Here is a 15,237-nt window from a genome sequence, read left to right as displayed (position 1 = left end):
CCCGCACACCGTCGCGTGCGGGGCGGTCCAGCCCATGCGAAAGAAGGCTGATCATGGCCCCATCGACGTCCAGCGCCGTCACCCTGCGCGTCAACGGCGAAAAATACACGCTGACCGTCGACCACCGCACCACCCTGCTCGACGCGCTACGCGAACGCCTCGACCTGACCGGCACCAAGAAGGGCTGCGACCAGGGCCAGTGCGGCGCCTGTACGGTGCTGCTCGACGGCCGCAGGGCCGTGGCCTGCCTCCAGCTCGCGGTGGCGGCCGAAGGGCGCGAGATCACCACCATCGAGGGCGTCGCGGACGGCGACCGCCTGCACCCCGTGCAGCAGGCGTTCCTGGACCTCGACGGATACCAGTGCGGCTACTGCACCCCGGGCCAGATCTGTTCCGCCCTCGCGGTCATCGAGGAGCACGCCGCCGGCTGGCCCAGCGCCGCGACCGAGGACGTACGGCCCGAGGCCGGGGCGCCCGCGCTCACCGCCGAGGAGATCCGTGAGCGGATGAGCGGCAACCTCTGCCGCTGCGGGGCGTACACACAGATCGTCCAGGCGGTCGCCCGCGCCGCCGACCAGACCAAGGAGGCGGTTGTATGAGGGAGTTCGGCTACGAACGGGTCCACGACGTCACCGGAGCGGTGGCCCTCCTCCGCGCCGACCCCGGCGCCCGGCTCCTCGGCGGCGGCACCAACCTGGTCGACCTGATGAAGGCGGGCGTGGAGCGCCCCAGCCTCCTCATCGACGTCAGGGAACTCCCCCTGGACGAGATCGGGTTCAGTCCCGACGACGGCCTGCGCATCGGCGCCACCGTCACCAACAGCGACCTGGCCGCCCACCCCGACGTGCGCCGCCACTACCCGGCCCTCGCCCAGGCGCTGCTCGCCGGCGCGTCCGGGCAGCTGCGCAACATGGCCACCGTCGGCGGCAACCTCCTCCAGCGCACCCGCTGCGGTTACTTCGCGGACCTCGCCAAACCCTGCAACAAGCGTGCCCCCGGCACCGGTTGCCCCGCCCTCGCCGGCGACCACCGCAACCATGCCGTCCTCGGCGCGTCGGAGCACTGCGTCGCCACGCACCCCTCCGACATGGCGGTCGCCCTCGCGGCGTTCGACGCGGTCGTCTCGTTCGAAACGGTGGACGGCCCCGGCGAGTTGCCGATCGAGGCGTTCTACCTGCCCGTGGGCGACACCCCGCACATCGAGACCGCGCTGCCCGCCGGCGCCGTGATCACCGGCGTCACACTGCCGCCCGCTCCGGCCGCCGCGCACTCCCGCTACCGCAAGGTGCGCGAGCGTGCCTCGTACGCCTTCGCGATCGGTTCGGTCGCCGCAGCCCTCGATGTACACGACGGTGTCGTGCGCGACGTCCGTCTCGCCTTCGGGGCCGTCGCCTCCCGGCCGTGGCGGGCCCGGACCGCCGAACGGGTCCTGACCGGCGGCCCGGCCGACGAGGCCGCGTTCGCCGCGGCGGCCGACGCCGAACTGGCCGCCGCCAGGCCCCTGCCCGAGAACGGCTACAAGGTGACGCTGATGCGCAACCTCGTCGTCGCCGAGCTCACCCGACTCACCGAGGAGGCCGCCCGATGACCACGACGACCGGCACCACCACCGCCTCCGGGGTCGTCGGCTCGGGCCGCGCCCGCGTCGAGGGTCGCGACAAGGTCACCGGCGCCGCCCGTTACTCCGGTGAGATCCCCTTCGCCCGGCTCGCCCACGGCTGGCTGGTCCTCTCCACGATCGCCCGGGGCCGGATCACCGCCGTGGCGGACGAACCCGTGCTCGCCATGCCGGGCGTGCTCACCGTGCTCCACCACGGCAACGCCCCGCGCGTCGACACCGGCTACGTGGGCATGCTCGGCCGGCCCAACCCGGTCGTCGGGCTCTTCCAGCACGACCGGGTGCCGTTCGTGGGCTGGCCGGTGGCCCTCGTGGTGGCCGAGACCCCCGAACAGGCCAGGGAGGCCGCCGAGGCCCTGGTCGTCGGCTACGAGGAGGAACCGCACGACGTGGCGTTCCGTGCCGGACGCGACGACGCCTACCGGCCCGAGGACTCCCCGACGGTGCGGGCCGACACGGACAAGGGGGACATCCGGGAGCGGATCGACGGGGCCGCCTTCGTCGTGGACGCGGAGTACACGACACCGGAGGAACACCACTGCTCGATGGAGCCGCATGCCGCGACCGCCCGCTGGGACGACGGCCGGCTCGACCTCATCGACTCCAACCAGGGCAGCTCCTGGGTGGCCGGGGAACTCGCCCAGCTCTTCTCCCTGGACCCCGCCTCGGTCCGCGTGCGCTCCGAACACATCGGCGGCGCCTTCGGATCGAAGGGTCTGAGTGCCCATCAGGTCGCCGCCGTCATGGCGACCACGGCACTGCACCGGCCCGTACGCGTCGTCATGACCCGCCGTCAGATGTTCTCGCTCGTCGGCTACCGCAGTCCCACCGCCCAGCGCGTCAGGGTCGCGGCCGACGGCGAAGGACGGCTGTGCGCCTTCGACCACGAGGCGCTGAACCTCACCTCCGGCGTGCACGAGTTCATCGAGACCAGCGCCGTGCTCGGCCGCGTCCTGTACGACGCCGACGCGCACCGCACCCGGCACCGGATCGTACGGCTCGACGTGCCCACGCCGACCTGGATGCGCGCCCCCGGCGAGGCACCCGGCTCCTTCGCCATCGAGTCGGCCCTCGACGAACTCGCCGAGAAGTGCGGCGTGGACCCCATCGCCCTGCGAGTGCGCAACGAACCCGCCAACGGCCCGGTCTCGGGCCTGCCGTTCAGCAGCCGCAACCTGCTCGCCTGCTTCGAGGAGGGCGCCCGCCGGTTCGGCTGGGCGGACCGCGATCCGCGCCCCGGCCTGCGCCGCGAAGGCCGCTGGCTCATCGGGACCGGGACGGCCGCCGCCTCCTACCCCTCGGGCGTCGGCCGCTCCACCGCCGCCGTCACCGCCGAGGCGGACGGCACCTACACCGTGCGGATCAACGCGGCGGACATCGGCACCGGAGCCCGCACCGCCATGACGCTCGTCGCCGCCGACGCGCTCCACGTGGACCCGGACCTGGTCCAGGTGCGCATCGGCGACAGCGACCTGGGCCACGCCATGATCGCGGGCGGCTCCACCGGCACGCGCTCCTGGGGCTGGGCGGTGCGCCTCGCGGCGGCCGACCTCCGCGAACGGCTGGCACTGGGCGGCGGCCTCCCGGCCGAGGGGATCACCGCCCGCGCGGACACCGCCGACGCCATCGCCGCCCTGCCGCAGCGTGAACGGCACTCATTCGGCGCCCAGTTCGCCGAGGTCGCCGTCGACGTCACCACCGGCGAGGTACGGGCCCGCCGCCTGCTGGGCATCTTCGCGGCGGGCACCATCGTCAACCCCCTCACCGCCCGCAGCCAGCTCATCGGCGGCATGACCTGGGGCCTCTCCATGGCGCTCCACGAAGAAGCGGTCCGCGACGCGGCGACCGGCGGGCACGTCAACGCCGACCTCGCCGGATACCACGTCGCCTCCCACGCCGATGTGCCCCTCATCGAGGCGGACTGGGTCGACGACCCGGTGCCCGGCGACCCCGTCGGCATCAAGGGCATCGGCGAGATCGGCATCGTGGGCGTCGCCGCCGCGATCGCCAACGCGGTGTGGCACGCGACGGGCGTACGCCACCGCGAACTGCCGATCCGCCCGGACCGCGTCCTGCGAGCGGCGGCCGACCGCCCCTAATCACCCAGCCGCACTTCGCGCCCCCGCCAGCGACGCCGCAGCCAGCGGTCGTGGCTGGCGACCACGACCGCACCCGGCCCCGGGCCCAGCGCCTCCTCCAGCTCGTCGCAGAGCGCGGGGGAGAGGTGGTTGGTCGGCTCGTCCAGGAGCAGCAGCTCCGGCGGGCGGGCCATCAGCAGCGCGAGCGCGAGCCTGCGCCGCTGGCCCGCCGACAGCTGCCGCACCTCCTTGCCCAGGTCCGCCTCGCGCAGCAGCCCGAGCGAGAGCAGCGGCACCAGTTCCGCCCGGTCGGCGCCCAGCACCCGTACGTAGGTGTCGGCGACGGTACGGTCCGGCCGGGTGAACACGCTGTCCTGCGCGAGCACCCCGACGGACAGGCCCGGCCGCCTGACCACCTCACCGGCCGCCACCGGCCGGCCCGCGAGCACCGCGATCAGCGTCGACTTCCCCGTGCCGTTGCCGCCCGTCACCAGCAGGCGGTCGGACGCCTCGACGTCGAGCTCGTCGACGGCCAGCCGGCCGGGGAACCGCACCCCGCGCAGGGACACCAGCGTGCCCGGCCCGGGCGGCTCGGCCCGCTCGGGGTACCGGAACCGCAGCGGCTCGGGCGGCTCGGCGACCTGGCGGCGCTCCGCCTCGTCCAGCCGGCGGGTGGCGTTGCGCACCCGGCGCGCGATCTGGCTCTGCACCCGGCCGGCCCGCACCCCGTACCCCATCTTCTCGCTGTCGCGGGGCCCCCGGTCGGGCGCGACCTGCCGCGCGGTCACCGCGGCCGACCGGCGCAGCTCCCCGATCTCCTCCTGCTCCGCGGCGTACCGGAACTCCCAGCGCGCCCGCTCCGCCCGCTTCTCCGCCAGGTACGCGCTGTACCCGCCGCCGTACCGCACGGGCCCGTCCACCGCCGGATCGAGGTCGACGAGGTCCGTGCAGACGGCGTCCAGGAACGCCCGGTCGTGCCCGGCGAGCACCACCGGCCCGGGCATCGCGCGCAGCTGCTCCTCCACGAACGCGGCGGCCTCGTCGTCCAGATGGTTGGTCGGCTCGTCAAGGAGGAGGGCGGTCGGCCGGCGCACCAGCAGCGCGGCGAGCGCCAGCCGGCCGCGCTGGCCGCCCGAGAGCGAGCGGAGCGTCCGCCCGTGCGGCAGGGAGCCGAGCCCGAGCCCGTCGAGCACGACGGCCGCGCGTCGGTCGGCGTCCCAGACCTCCCGCTCCTCGGCCTGTTCGAGCCGTCCGCCGTACGTCTCCAGGAGCAGCGCGTGCTCCGGCGAGTCTTCCGGAGTACGGGCGAGCAGCCCGGACAGCCGGTCGAGCTCCGCGAGGTCCGCCCGGGCCTCGCGCAGGGCGTCGTCCAGGACACCGGCGATGGTGGAGTCCGCGTCGTAAGGCATCTCCTGGTGCAGGAACCCCACATCGGCGGGCCGGGTGACCAGCCCCGCGTCGGGCTCGTCCACCCCGGCGAGCAGCCGCAGGAGTGTCGACTTGCCGACCCCGTTCTCACCGATGAGGCCGATGCGGTCGCCGGGAGACGCGGTGAGAGACACCCCGTCCAGGACACGCTTCGTGCCGAGGACGCGGACCAGTTCGTGGGCGAGGAGGGCGCGACTCATGCTTCCGGTGCCCCCGTCTCGCGCAGTTCCCCGTCCGCGAGCCGCAACCACCTGCCCACCCCGATCCGTTCCAGGAACCGTTCGTCGTGGCTGACCACCATGAACGCGCCCCGGTACGAGGCGAGCGCGCTCTCCAGCTGGCCGGCGCTCACCAGATCCAGGTTGTTCGTCGGCTCGTCCAGGAGCAGCAGCTGCGGGGCCGGCTCCGCGCACAGGACGCAGGCCAGCGTGGCCCGCAGCCGCTCGCCACCCGACAGCACGCCGACCGGCAGATGGGCGCGGTCGCCGCGGAAGAAGAAGCGCGCGAGCAGGTTCATCCGCTCGGCCTCCTCCCGGTGCGGCGCGTACGCGGCGAAGTTCTCGGCCACCGAGCGCCCGAGGTCCAGCAGGTCGAGCCGTTGCGAGAGGTACGCGATCCGCCCGTCGGCGCGCCTGATCGACCCGCCGGCCGGCTCCAGGTCCCCGTTGACCAGCCGCAGCAGGGTGCTCTTGCCGGCGCCGTTGGGCCCGGTCAGCGCGATGCGTTCGGGGCCCCGGATCGTCAGGTCGACGCCCTCGCCGGAGAACTGCTCCCGGCCGCCGAGGCGCACCCGCAGCTGCTCGGCGAGGAGCACGGTGCGGCCGGCCGGCACATCGGTGTCCGGCAGGTCGAGCGTGATGCGCTGCTCGTCGCGTACCGCGCGCCCCGCCTCGTCCAGGCGGGCCTGCGCCTCGCCGACCCGGGCGGCATGGGTCTGGCCGGACTTGCCGGCGGCCTCCTGGGCGCCGCGCTTCATGTTCCCGGCGAAGATGCGGGGCAGGCCCGCGTTCTTGAGGTTGCGGGCCGCGTTGCTCGCGCGCCGCTCGGCCCGTTCGCGGGCCTGCTGCATCTCGCGCTTCTCCCGCTTCAGCTCCTGTTCGGCGTTGCGGACGTTCTTCTCGGCCACCTCCTGCTCGGCCCGCACGGCCTCCTCGTACGCCGTGAAGTTGCCCCCGTACAGCCGCAGTTCGGATGTGCCGAGTTCGGCGATGCGGTCCATGCGGTCCAGGAGCGCGCGGTCGTGGCTGACGAGTAGCAGCGTGCCGTTCCACGACTCCAGCGTGTCGTAGAGGCGGTGCCGGGCCTCCAGGTCGAGGTTGTTGGTCGGCTCGTCGAGCAGGAGGACGTCCGGCCGCTTCAGCAGCTGGGCCGCGAGGCCGAGCGAGACGACCTGGCCTCCGCTGAGCGTGCCGATGCCGCGGTCCAGGGCGATGCCGTCCAGGCCGAGCCGGTCGAGCTGGGCGCGGGTGTGCTCCTCGATGTCCCAGTCGTCGCCGATGACCGCGAAGTGCTTCTCGTCCACGTCGCCGGACTCCACGGCGTCCAGCGCGCGGATCACCGCGTCGACGCCCAGGACCTCGGAGACCGACAGGTCACCGGTCAGGGGGAGGCTCTGCGGGAGGTAGCCGAGCGTGCCGTCGACGGTGACGGAACCGGAGCTCGGGCGCAGCTCGCCGGCGAGCAGCTTGAGCAGCGTGCTCTTCCCGGATCCGTTGGGGGCGACGAGACCGGTGCGGCCGCTGCCCACGCTGAAGGACAGGCCGGCGAAGACCGGAGTGTCGTCAGGCCAGGAGAAGGAGAGGTTCGAGCAGATGAGGGATGCGTCGGACATACGGGGACCTCACGTGTGCATCCGGGGACGGGAGACACCACGGCCCCGGAGGAATGGTCAGACAGAGGGAACAACGACATGGCCACTGCGCGGCGCCCTGGGCGCCCGCTGCGGCTATGGGGCTCCGGGATCACCCGGAGATGTCGTCGTCGCCTGCCATGTCTGGTCTCCTCGTACACGCTGAACGGCCCGTCGATCTTAGCAGCCGTCCCCGCTCACGGCCTTTCGATTACGGTGCCGGCCCGGCGGCGCAGATCGGCGATGCCCTGGTCCAGAGCCGCCTCCAGGTGTTTCAGGCTGCCGGTGGACAGCAGGATCACCACCCCGCCCTGGATCCCGGCGAGCAGGGCCGCCGCCGAGCGGTCCGCGTCCCGGTCGGCATCGACCTCCCCGATCGACTGCATGTGTCGGATTCCTGCGGCCAGCGCGTCCTGCCAGCGTTCCAGCAGCTCGGTGGCGACGGCCTGCGCGCCCGACGACGCCGGCCCGATCCGGGAGACCGCGATGTCGAGCGGGCACTCCCGGCCCTGCTCGCGGTAGCGGGCCACGACCTTGTCGCGCCAGCTCAGCCAGGCCGGCCACGAGGTGAGGGCGCCCAGCTCGGGCTGCTGGTCGCCGATCACCCGGTCCGCCTCGTGGTGGGCGACGGACAGCATCAACTCGTCCTTACCGCCCGGGAAGTAGTGGAACAGCTGGCTTTTGCTGGTCGAGGTGAGCGCCAGGACGTCGTCGAGCGTCAGTGCGAACACACCCTGCCGCCGGATCGCCGCGGCGGCACCCTCGACGATGCGCTGTTTCGTCGCGGCGCCCTTGGGGGTCAGCGGCACGATGTCTCTCCCTCTCTCACGGTCGTACGGGCACTCACGGTCGTACGGGCTCTCACGGTCGTACGGGCCGGGCGCGCGCTCAGGGAATCAGCAGCAGCTTCCCGGTGGTCCGGCGGGACTCCAGGTCGCTGTGGGCGCGCGCCGCGTCCGAGAGCGCGTACCGCCCGCCGATGAGCGGGGACACCTGCCCCGCCCGCACCATCGCGAAGACCTCCTCGGTCCGGGCGACCAGGGCCTCCCGGGTGGGGACGTGGTCCTGAACGGTCGGGTACGACAGCAGGATGCTGCTCGGCAGATCGGTCACCGAGAGCGACGGTACGCCCATGAAGGGGCCGTAGTAGGCATGCACCCCGTGCAGCCGCAGGGCCAGCTGCGAGGACCGGAACGTCGAGGTGCCTCCGCCGTCGTACACGACATGGGCGCCCTCGCCGTCCGTCAGCTCGCGCACCCGGTCCTCGAACCCGGCCCCGGACGACACGAGGACATGGTCCGCGCCGGCCTTCTCGGCGACGGCCGCCTTCTCCGGGCGGGACACCAGGCCGATGACCCGGCCGCCGCGCGCCTTGATCATCTGGGTCAGCATGAGCCCCACGCCACCGGCTGCGGCGTGCACCACGGCCGTGTCGCCGGGGCGGATCGCGTACGTCTCGGTGGTGAAGTGGTTCGCCGTGAGCCCCTGCATCATCACCGCGGCCGCCGTCTCGTCCGACACCTCGTCGTCCACCTTGACCAGCCGGTCCGCCGGGACGGCCAGGAGCTCCGCGTAGCTGCCCGGGTGGTAGTACCAGGCCACCCGGTCGCCGACGGCCAGCCCCTCGACGCCCTCGCCGAGTGCGGTCACGTACCCCATGCCCTCGGCGCCCAGTACGGTCGGTGCGGCCCAGCCAGGGCCGCCCACCTTGCGGGCGCCCACGTCCATGAAGTTCACGCCGGCGGCCCCGAGCCGGACCAGGGCCTCGCCGGGGCCGGGGGTGGGATCCGGCAGTTCGGTCCAGGCCATGACCTCGGGGCCGCCGTGCTCGGTGATGCGGATCGCGTGCATCGGGTGTACCTCTCCGTGAGCCGTCGCCGCGACCGGTGTGCCGCGGTGACGCCACCGTAGAAAGGCAAAAATGGACCGGCAAGTCCAGTCCAGGGGGGCGGCGGGACATCCCGGCACGGCCGCCCCCGGCCCCGGCGGGCGCGGCGCCGAGCCGCCCGTGATGTCACCCGCGCGGGCGATGGCCGAACCGGACCCCCTCCCACGGAGTGCCCGCCGGGAAGGACTCCGCACGGCGCTGCCCGGACGGGCGCGCGGGGGCCCGTACGACCGCAGGCTTCGCGCCCTCGATCCGCGCCAGCCAGTCCAGGAGCTCACGGCGCAGTTCATCGGCGACCGCGCGGTGCGATTCCAGGCCGGCGAGATTGTCCAGCTCGTACGGGTCGGCCGCCAGGTCGTACAGCTCCGTCTCCGTGTAGTGGTCCGCGCCCGGGTCGTTCCAGGCGTCCGCGCCCGGCGCCTCCACGGCGTACTTCCAGCGCGAGGTGCGCACCGCACGCCCCACCCGGTCCTCGCTGATCTGGACGAACACCGAACCGGGCCGTTCCGGATCGAGGCCCCCGCCGGCCAGCGGCAGCAGGGAGCGCCCCTGGACGCCCGGCGGGACCGGGAGGCCGGCCGCCGCGAGCAGGGTCGGCATCAGGTCCACCGTGCTGACCGGTCGGCGGACGAGCCCGCCGCCGCTGAAGCCGGGCCCGGTGACCGCCAGCGGCACCCGGACCGACGCCTCGTGGGCCGAGCGCTTGTACTCGCTGTTGCGGGTACGGAAGTGGGAGCCGTGGTCCGCCGTCCACGCCAGGACCGTGTTCTCCTCGGTGCCCAGGCTCCGCAGGGCGTCGCGCAGCCGGCCCACCCCCTCGTCGACCCGCTTGATCTGGCCCAGGTACCCAGCGAGGTGGCGGTGCGCCCCGCCCTGCTCGGCCCCCGGGGAGAGCGCGGCCAGGTCGGGCGGCAGCCAGGCGCCCTCGTAGCGCTCCCGGTAGCCCGCCGGGGCCGGGTAGTCGTCGGTGGGGTTCTGGTGGTGCGGCTCCAGCAGCGACAGGAAGAGGAGATACGGCCGGTCGTGGTGATCGACGACGAACCGGATCGCCGCGTCGATCAGCGCGTCCGCGCGGTAGCCGGGCAGCCGCACCGGCTCGCCGTCCTCGTCGTGCACCACCGTGCGGTACGCGTCCGAGGTGAATTCAAGCCGGTCGGACGCCAGCCATGCGCCGTAGCCGCCCCGCAGAGCGGGCGGTACCGGCCCGTCGGGGTTGTCGTCGCCCGCCAGGTGCCACTTCCCGATGTAGCCGGTGGCGTATCCGGCCGCCGTGAACTCACCGGCCAGCGTGGGGATGTCCCCGGGGAGCGGCAGACCGTTGCGGAAGACACCGGTGGCTGTCGGGTAGCGGCCGGTCTGGAGCGACGAACGGGCTGGTGCGCAGACCGGGTTGGGGGTGACCGCCTGCTCGAAAAGGGTGCCCTCGCGGGCGATGCGGTCGAACTCGGGCGTCACACCGGCCCGGTTGCCGTGCACCCCGGCCGTGTCCCAGCGCTGCTGGTCGGTGAGGACCACGATCACTTGCGGGCGTGCCCCGGAGGGCGGCGCCGGGACGCCGCCCTCCGGGACCGTGGAGTGCTCGCTCACGCAGTCGTCGCCTCGGTGGTGGAGGCGCCGGACGGGATGCCGAAGGACGGGTCCGGCACCGCCTCGGGGCTGATGAGCGTGGACGAGCGGCCGTCGACGCCGACCGGCACGTCACCGTCGATGGTGACGCGGCGGAGCTTGCGCTCGTGGGTGTCGGAGTCGTCCACGCCGTAGTGTTGGGTGGCGCGGTTGTCCCAGATCGCCACGTCGCCCACCTGCCAGTCCCAGCGCACGGTGTTCTCCGGGCGCTCGATGTGCGACTGGAACAGGTCGACCAGGGCCCGCGAGTCGCGCCCGTTCAGGCCGCTGATCCGCTGCACGAAGTTGCCGAGCAGCAGGACGCGTTCACCGGTCTCGGGGTGCACGCGGACCACCGGGTGCTCCGTGAGGAACTTGGTCGACGTGAACACCTCGCGGTACTGCTGAAGCGCCTCCGGCAGGGCGTTGGGCCGCACCGCCGCGTAGTCGTAGTCGTTGGAGTGGACGGCCCGCAGCCCGTCCGCCAGGGTGCGCAGCTGCTCGGGCAGCTCCGCGTAGGCGGCGGCCGTGTTGGACCACAGGGTGTTGCCGCCGTACGGGGGGATCACGACGGCCCGCAGGATGGAGAAGGCCGGGTAGGCGGGGACGAAGGTGACGTCGGTGTGCCACTGGTTGGCCCGGCCGCCGTGGTCGGAGTCGATGCCGAGCGAATACCGTCCGTCGGCGGACGGCACGGTCGGATGGGCGACGGGCGTGCCGAGCAGCCGGCCGAACGCCTCGTGGCTGTCCTCGTCCAGGTGGTCCTGCTCCCGGAAGAAGACGACCTTGTGGGCGAGGAGCGCGGCCCGGACGGCGGCGACCGTCTCCGGGTCGAGATCGCCGCCGAGCCGTACACCCGAGATGACCGCGCCGATACGGCCGCCGAGCTGCTGGACGGTGACGGCGGGGGCGGCGGTGGTGGTGGAGGACATGGGATTCCCTTCGAGGTTGCCCGTCGCGGCCGGGCGCTGGGGCGCGGCCGGCGGCGAGCCGATTAATTGTGGAGCGGAATTAATTGGGGCGGGATGCGCCCACGGGCGGAGACGGTGCACTGCCCGGAGCGACGGTGCGCGGAGTTGCCGGCTCAGCGGAGTCGCCGGGCCGGGAGAGAGAGCGGTGCGGTGGTGGTACGCCGGTGAGGTCAGGCGGCGGTACAGCGGCCCGGACACCCGGGCTGGGGAGCGGGGCGGCCGGCGCGGGCGGGCCGCGCATCGGTGAGTGCCGTCGCGAACATGTCCCGGAGACTCGCAGCGCCCCGCCGGGTACGTCAAGCACCCGCCGGCACTCCGCAGGGCGTACGGCAGTGGTTCAATCGGCGCCTGCACGGCGTCGCCGGACACCTTCGAAGGGCGGCCGAAAACCTTCCCTGGCCTGGGAGTTCGCCCATGAGCCCCGGCAGTGCGCGGGCGCCGCCCCCGGGCCCGGTCACCGGCCCCGTGCGAATTCACGCCGCCGTAACGTTGCGAGCGCCCACCGGGCGCAGGACCGAAGGAAGGCCCCCATGACCGCCGCCCCCCGCCTCTTCCGCGCGACCGGTGACGGAAGGCGCGAGACCAACGCCGCCACCGTGCTGCGCACCGTCCTGGACCACGGCCCCGTCGCCCGCCGGACGATCGCCGAACGCTCCGGGCTGAGCCAGGCCGCCGTCTCACGCCAGTGCACCGACCTCGTACGGCTGGGCCTGGTAAGGGAGTTGCCCGAGCTGAGCGGTGGCAACGGGGTGGGCCGGCCCCAGATCCCGGTCGACCTGCACACCGGCGAGAGCGACGGTCCCCTGGTCGCCGGGGTCCACATCGGGGTGCCCGCGTCCACCTTCGGTCTGCTCGACCTGCGCGGCCGGCTGCTCGACCGGCGCACCTTCCCGCACGACGGCATCCCGGCCGGGGACCTGCCGCCGAGGATCGTGCGCGGGCTGCGCGCCTTCCTGGACGACGTCCGCCGCGACCGGCCGCTGCTGGGGGTCGGCGCGGCCCTCGGCGGCTGGGTCGACCCGGGCTCGGGCACGGCGGTGCGGCACGCCTCGCTCGGCTGGGCCGGCCGCCCGCTCGCCGCCGAACTCGCTTGTGGCCTGAGCGGTTTGGAGGTGCGCGTCGACAACCACGCCCGGGCCGTCGCCCAGTCCGAGATCCTCTTCGGCCGGCCCGAGGCGCGGCGCAGCCTGGTCCACCTGTTCATCGGCAACGTGGTCGACGCGGCCCTCGGTATCACCGGCCTGGTGCACCAGGGGCCCGGATCCGGTGCGGGGGACGTGGCTCACCTGCCGGTGCCGGACTCCACGGTGGTCTGCCCCTGCGGGCGTTCGGGATGCCTGGAGGCGACCGCCTCGAACACCGCGATGGCCAGGACCGCCGTGCGACGCGGCATCGTGCCCTGGGCCGACGCCTTTCTGGTGGTGGACGCGGCGGCGGCCGGAGACCGGCGCGCCGACCGGCTGCTGCGCGAGCGGGCCCGCGCGGTGGGCCGGGCGACGGCCCTGCTGCTCGACGTCCTCAACCCCGACCTCGTGGTCGTCACCGAGCACGCCAGCCTGACCAATCCGGAGTACCTGGAGGAGATCAGGGGCGCCGCGGTCGACCACTCGCACGTCTGCCGGGACCCCGAACGCATCGTCAGTCCGCATGCCGGGACGGCCGTCCTCCCGGTCGCGGCCGGTGCCGTCGTCCTGAACCCCCTGTTCAGAAGCCCTCTGGCGGCCGCGGTGCGGTGACCTGCCCCTGGAGGGCCGTAAGCGCTTCGTACCAGGATGCGGACAACGCAGGTTGACCGTCCGGCGAGGCCGCTGTCATATTGCTCCCGTGAACCCGGACAAGCGCCTCGTCTCCCGCAGGCACGTCGACCTCTGTCGACAGGCCAGCGCGGTCTGTGCCGTCCGCCGCTGACCCGGACCGCGGCGAGTGGCCGAATGGCCCCCGCCCCGCTGACTTCTCACGGGTGACAACCACCCGCTGAGACCCGGGAATCGCTTCTCCCTTCCGGCCTCCTCGCTCCCGTGCGTCGCGGGAGCTCCTCACGCCTACCCGCGCCGATCCCGTACGGCCGCCGCAGCGGCCCCGGTCCGGTGCGCCTTTCGCGCAGCGCATCCCCGTCGCTCCATTCCTCCCGCAGCGGAACGAATGCGCGTACGTGCTCCGCCGCGCGCTCCTCCCTTCCCTTTTCCCCCCGTCACAGGCAGGCATCGATGACCGAGCTGTACCCCCTCACGCCCTCCGGACCGTCCCGGCGCTCCACGCTGCGCGCCGCGGGCGGCGGCGCCCTGCTCCTCGGACTGGGCCTCGCGGGCTGCCGCTCGGCCGTGTCGGAGACCTCGTCCGCCCCGCAGGGCGCGAGCGCCGCACCACGGCGCGGAGGCGTGCTGAACATCGCCGTGAACGCCGACTTCACCCCCGCCCTGCTGTTCGCGCAGAGCGGCCAGTCCCTTCAGCAACGCCTGATCTACAACACCCTCACCCGTTACGACGACCGCCTCCACCCGAAACCCGAACTCGCCAGCTCCTGGACGTACGCCAAGGACGGACGCAGCATCACGCTCCGGCTGCGCGACGACGTCACCTTCCACAACGGCCGCAAGTTCACCGCCGACGACGTCATCTTCGCGGTGAAGAACCTTCAGAACCCGGTGCGCGCGGCCCAGTTGCGCAGCACGGCCGCCACGATCACCGGATTCGAGAAGCGCGGCGACCACGAGCTGGTGCTCAAGCTGGCGCACCCGGTCAACAACCTCTTCGACCTGTTCGAGTTCATGATCATCACGGACTCGGAGAGCGTCGAGGAGGCCGTCGCCGGAAAGAAGTTCATCGGGACCGGCCCGTTCAAGCTGAAGAAGTGGAGCCCCGGCGCCGGTCTGAGCCTCACCCGCAACGACACGTACTGGCAGCCCGGCCGCCCCTACCTCGACGGCGTCGAACTGCGGGTCATAGCCCAGGCCGACGCGCTGATCTCGTCCCTGCGCTCCGGCCAGTCGCAGCTCTCCTTCGACGTGCCCGGCAAGAGCCTCGGCGTCGTCAAGACCGACAACGGGCTCACCATCAGCGACTACGACACCGGCGCCGGCGCCATCTACCTGGGCGTCAACACCACGGTCGCCCCGCTGAACGACCGCACCGTCCGCCAAGCCCTCGCCTGGGCTGTCGACCGGGACCGGCTCGTCGCCCAGACCCTCGGCGGATACGGCCTCGCCTCCGCCGCACCCTGGCCCAAGTCCTCACCCGCGTACAGCGAGGCCAACCGCACCCACTACACCCACGACCCCGCGAAGGCCCGGGAACTCCTGAAGTCCGCCGGGCACACCAGGCTCGACCTGCCCATGCTGCACATCGCGCTGCCCGGCGAGACGGCCATCGCCGAGTCCATCCAGTACGACCTCAAGCAGGTCGGCGTCCATGCCACCCTCCAGCCCACCGACGGGGCCACCGCGCAGAAGAAGCTGATCTCGCAGGGCATGCCCGCCCTGTGGTCCCTCGGCCACGGATTCGCCCAGGTGCAGCCCTCCACCCTCGCCGTCAGCGCGTACCCCTTCAACGAGGCCAAGAACACTTCCAAGTACCGCTCGGCCACCTACACCAAGGTCGTGCGGGAGGCATGGACCGAGCCCGAGACCGACACGGCCGCCGCCAACGCCCTGCACCAGAAGATCTCCTCCATCCTGCTGGACGAGGCGTTCCTCATCGACCTCGTCGTGCGCGGACAGCTCCAGGTCTCCGCCGCCCGGCTGCACGGCGTCACGCTCAACAAGTTCTCCTACCTCAACCTCGACAACGCCTACCTGGTGTGA

Annotated in this window: 12 protein-coding genes; 6 read left to right on the top strand and 6 right to left on the bottom strand. The window is 73.1% G+C overall.

Annotated elements, in window-relative coordinates; genetic code table 11:
* Window positions 1-53: 53 nt before the first annotated feature.
* The 3 genes from ACIQZN_RS19360 to ACIQZN_RS19350 are packed head-to-tail and all read left to right on the top strand — an operon-like array spanning window position 54 to window position 3,717.
* A complete protein-coding gene (locus ACIQZN_RS19360; protein ID WP_403994975.1) occupies window positions 54-599 on the top strand; it encodes a (2Fe-2S)-binding protein in 546 nt (181 codons plus the stop codon).
* Window positions 596-1,588, top strand: coding sequence for an FAD binding domain-containing protein (locus ACIQZN_RS19355; protein ID WP_403994972.1), 993 nt, complete (start codon window positions 596-598; stop codon window positions 1,586-1,588). The genes ACIQZN_RS19360 and ACIQZN_RS19355 overlap by 4 nt, the downstream gene beginning before the upstream one ends.
* The gene (locus ACIQZN_RS19350; protein ID WP_403994969.1) at window positions 1,585-3,717 is read left to right on the top strand and encodes a xanthine dehydrogenase family protein molybdopterin-binding subunit; all 2,133 of its coding nucleotides are present in this window, start codon (window positions 1,585-1,587) and stop codon (window positions 3,715-3,717) included. The genes ACIQZN_RS19355 and ACIQZN_RS19350 overlap by 4 nt, the downstream gene beginning before the upstream one ends.
* Here the strand turns inward: ACIQZN_RS19350 and ACIQZN_RS19345 are convergent.
* The 6 genes from ACIQZN_RS19345 to ACIQZN_RS19320 form a co-directional block, all read right to left on the bottom strand.
* Window positions 3,714-5,324, bottom strand: coding sequence for an ABC-F family ATP-binding cassette domain-containing protein (locus ACIQZN_RS19345; RefSeq protein ID WP_403994966.1), 1,611 nt, complete (start codon window positions 5,322-5,324; stop codon window positions 3,714-3,716). The genes ACIQZN_RS19350 and ACIQZN_RS19345 overlap by 4 nt on opposite strands.
* Window positions 5,321-6,955, bottom strand: a complete 1,635-nt coding sequence (abc-f, locus tag ACIQZN_RS19340) for a ribosomal protection-like ABC-F family protein (protein WP_403994963.1) — start codon at window positions 6,953-6,955, stop codon at window positions 5,321-5,323. Before abc-f ends, ACIQZN_RS19345 begins: the two co-directional genes overlap by 4 nt.
* A 215-nt stretch (window positions 6,956-7,170) precedes the next feature.
* Window positions 7,171-7,782 (bottom strand): TetR/AcrR family transcriptional regulator, encoded by a 612-nt coding sequence (locus tag ACIQZN_RS19335; protein ID WP_403994960.1) that lies wholly within the window; start codon window positions 7,780-7,782, stop codon window positions 7,171-7,173.
* A 79-nt stretch (window positions 7,783-7,861) separates the two neighbouring features.
* Window positions 7,862-8,824 carry a quinone oxidoreductase family protein gene (locus ACIQZN_RS19330; RefSeq protein WP_403994957.1) on the bottom strand — a complete coding sequence of 321 codons (963 nt, stop codon included), beginning with the start codon at window positions 8,822-8,824 and terminating at the stop codon, window positions 7,862-7,864.
* A 163-nt stretch (window positions 8,825-8,987) separates the two neighbouring features.
* A complete protein-coding gene (locus ACIQZN_RS19325) occupies window positions 8,988-10,448 on the bottom strand; it encodes a sulfatase-like hydrolase/transferase (RefSeq protein WP_403994954.1) in 1,461 nt (486 codons plus the stop codon).
* Window positions 10,445-11,398, bottom strand: a complete 954-nt coding sequence (locus ACIQZN_RS19320) for a TauD/TfdA dioxygenase family protein (RefSeq protein WP_403994951.1) — start codon at window positions 11,396-11,398, stop codon at window positions 10,445-10,447. The genes ACIQZN_RS19325 and ACIQZN_RS19320 overlap by 4 nt, the downstream gene beginning before the upstream one ends.
* A 569-nt stretch (window positions 11,399-11,967) precedes the next feature.
* On the opposite strand from ACIQZN_RS19320, the gene ACIQZN_RS19315 reads away from it, so the two are divergent.
* From ACIQZN_RS19315 to ACIQZN_RS19305, 3 genes are all read left to right on the top strand, one after another.
* On the top strand, window positions 11,968-13,173 hold the full coding sequence (locus ACIQZN_RS19315; protein WP_403994948.1) for an ROK family protein: 1,206 nt from the start codon (window positions 11,968-11,970) through the stop codon (window positions 13,171-13,173).
* Between the two features lie 88 nt (window positions 13,174-13,261).
* A complete protein-coding gene (locus ACIQZN_RS19310) occupies window positions 13,262-13,345 on the top strand; it encodes a putative leader peptide (RefSeq protein ID WP_361031313.1) in 84 nt (27 codons plus the stop codon).
* A gap of 299 nt (window positions 13,346-13,644) precedes the next feature.
* Window positions 13,645-15,237, top strand: coding sequence for an ABC transporter substrate-binding protein (locus ACIQZN_RS19305; RefSeq protein WP_403994945.1), 1,593 nt, complete (start codon window positions 13,645-13,647; stop codon window positions 15,235-15,237).

This window comes from Streptomyces sp. NPDC097595 (genome assembly GCF_044761525.1).
Lineage (GTDB): Bacteria > Actinomycetota > Actinomycetes > Streptomycetales > Streptomycetaceae > Streptomyces > Streptomyces drozdowiczii_A.
The sequence above is the reverse complement of the archived record's forward strand: the minus strand, read 5'-3'. Positions and strand labels throughout refer to the sequence as shown.

Bases quoted from the DNA above. Each gene is read 5' to 3' on its own strand.
- ACIQZN_RS19355 (WP_403994972.1), top strand. From the start codon at position 596: ATGAGGGAGTTCGGCTACGAACGGGTCCACGACGTCACCGGAGCGGTG.
- ACIQZN_RS19305 (WP_403994945.1), top strand. From the start codon at position 13,645: ATGACCGAGCTGTACCCCCTCACGCCCTCCGGACCGTCCCGGCGCTCC.
- ACIQZN_RS19320 (WP_403994951.1), bottom strand. From the start codon at position 11,398: ATGTCCTCCACCACCACCGCCGCCCCCGCCGTCACCGTCCAGCAGCTC.
- ACIQZN_RS19360 (WP_403994975.1), top strand. From the start codon at position 54: ATGGCCCCATCGACGTCCAGCGCCGTCACCCTGCGCGTCAACGGCGAA.
- abc-f (WP_403994963.1), bottom strand. From the start codon at position 6,955: ATGTCCGACGCATCCCTCATCTGCTCGAACCTCTCCTTCTCCTGGCCT.
- ACIQZN_RS19315 (WP_403994948.1), top strand. From the start codon at position 11,968: ATGACCGCCGCCCCCCGCCTCTTCCGCGCGACCGGTGACGGAAGGCGC.
- ACIQZN_RS19330 (WP_403994957.1), bottom strand. From the start codon at position 8,824: ATGCACGCGATCCGCATCACCGAGCACGGCGGCCCCGAGGTCATGGCC.
- ACIQZN_RS19345 (WP_403994966.1), bottom strand. From the start codon at position 5,324: ATGAGTCGCGCCCTCCTCGCCCACGAACTGGTCCGCGTCCTCGGCACG.
- ACIQZN_RS19350 (WP_403994969.1), top strand. From the start codon at position 1,585: ATGACCACGACGACCGGCACCACCACCGCCTCCGGGGTCGTCGGCTCG.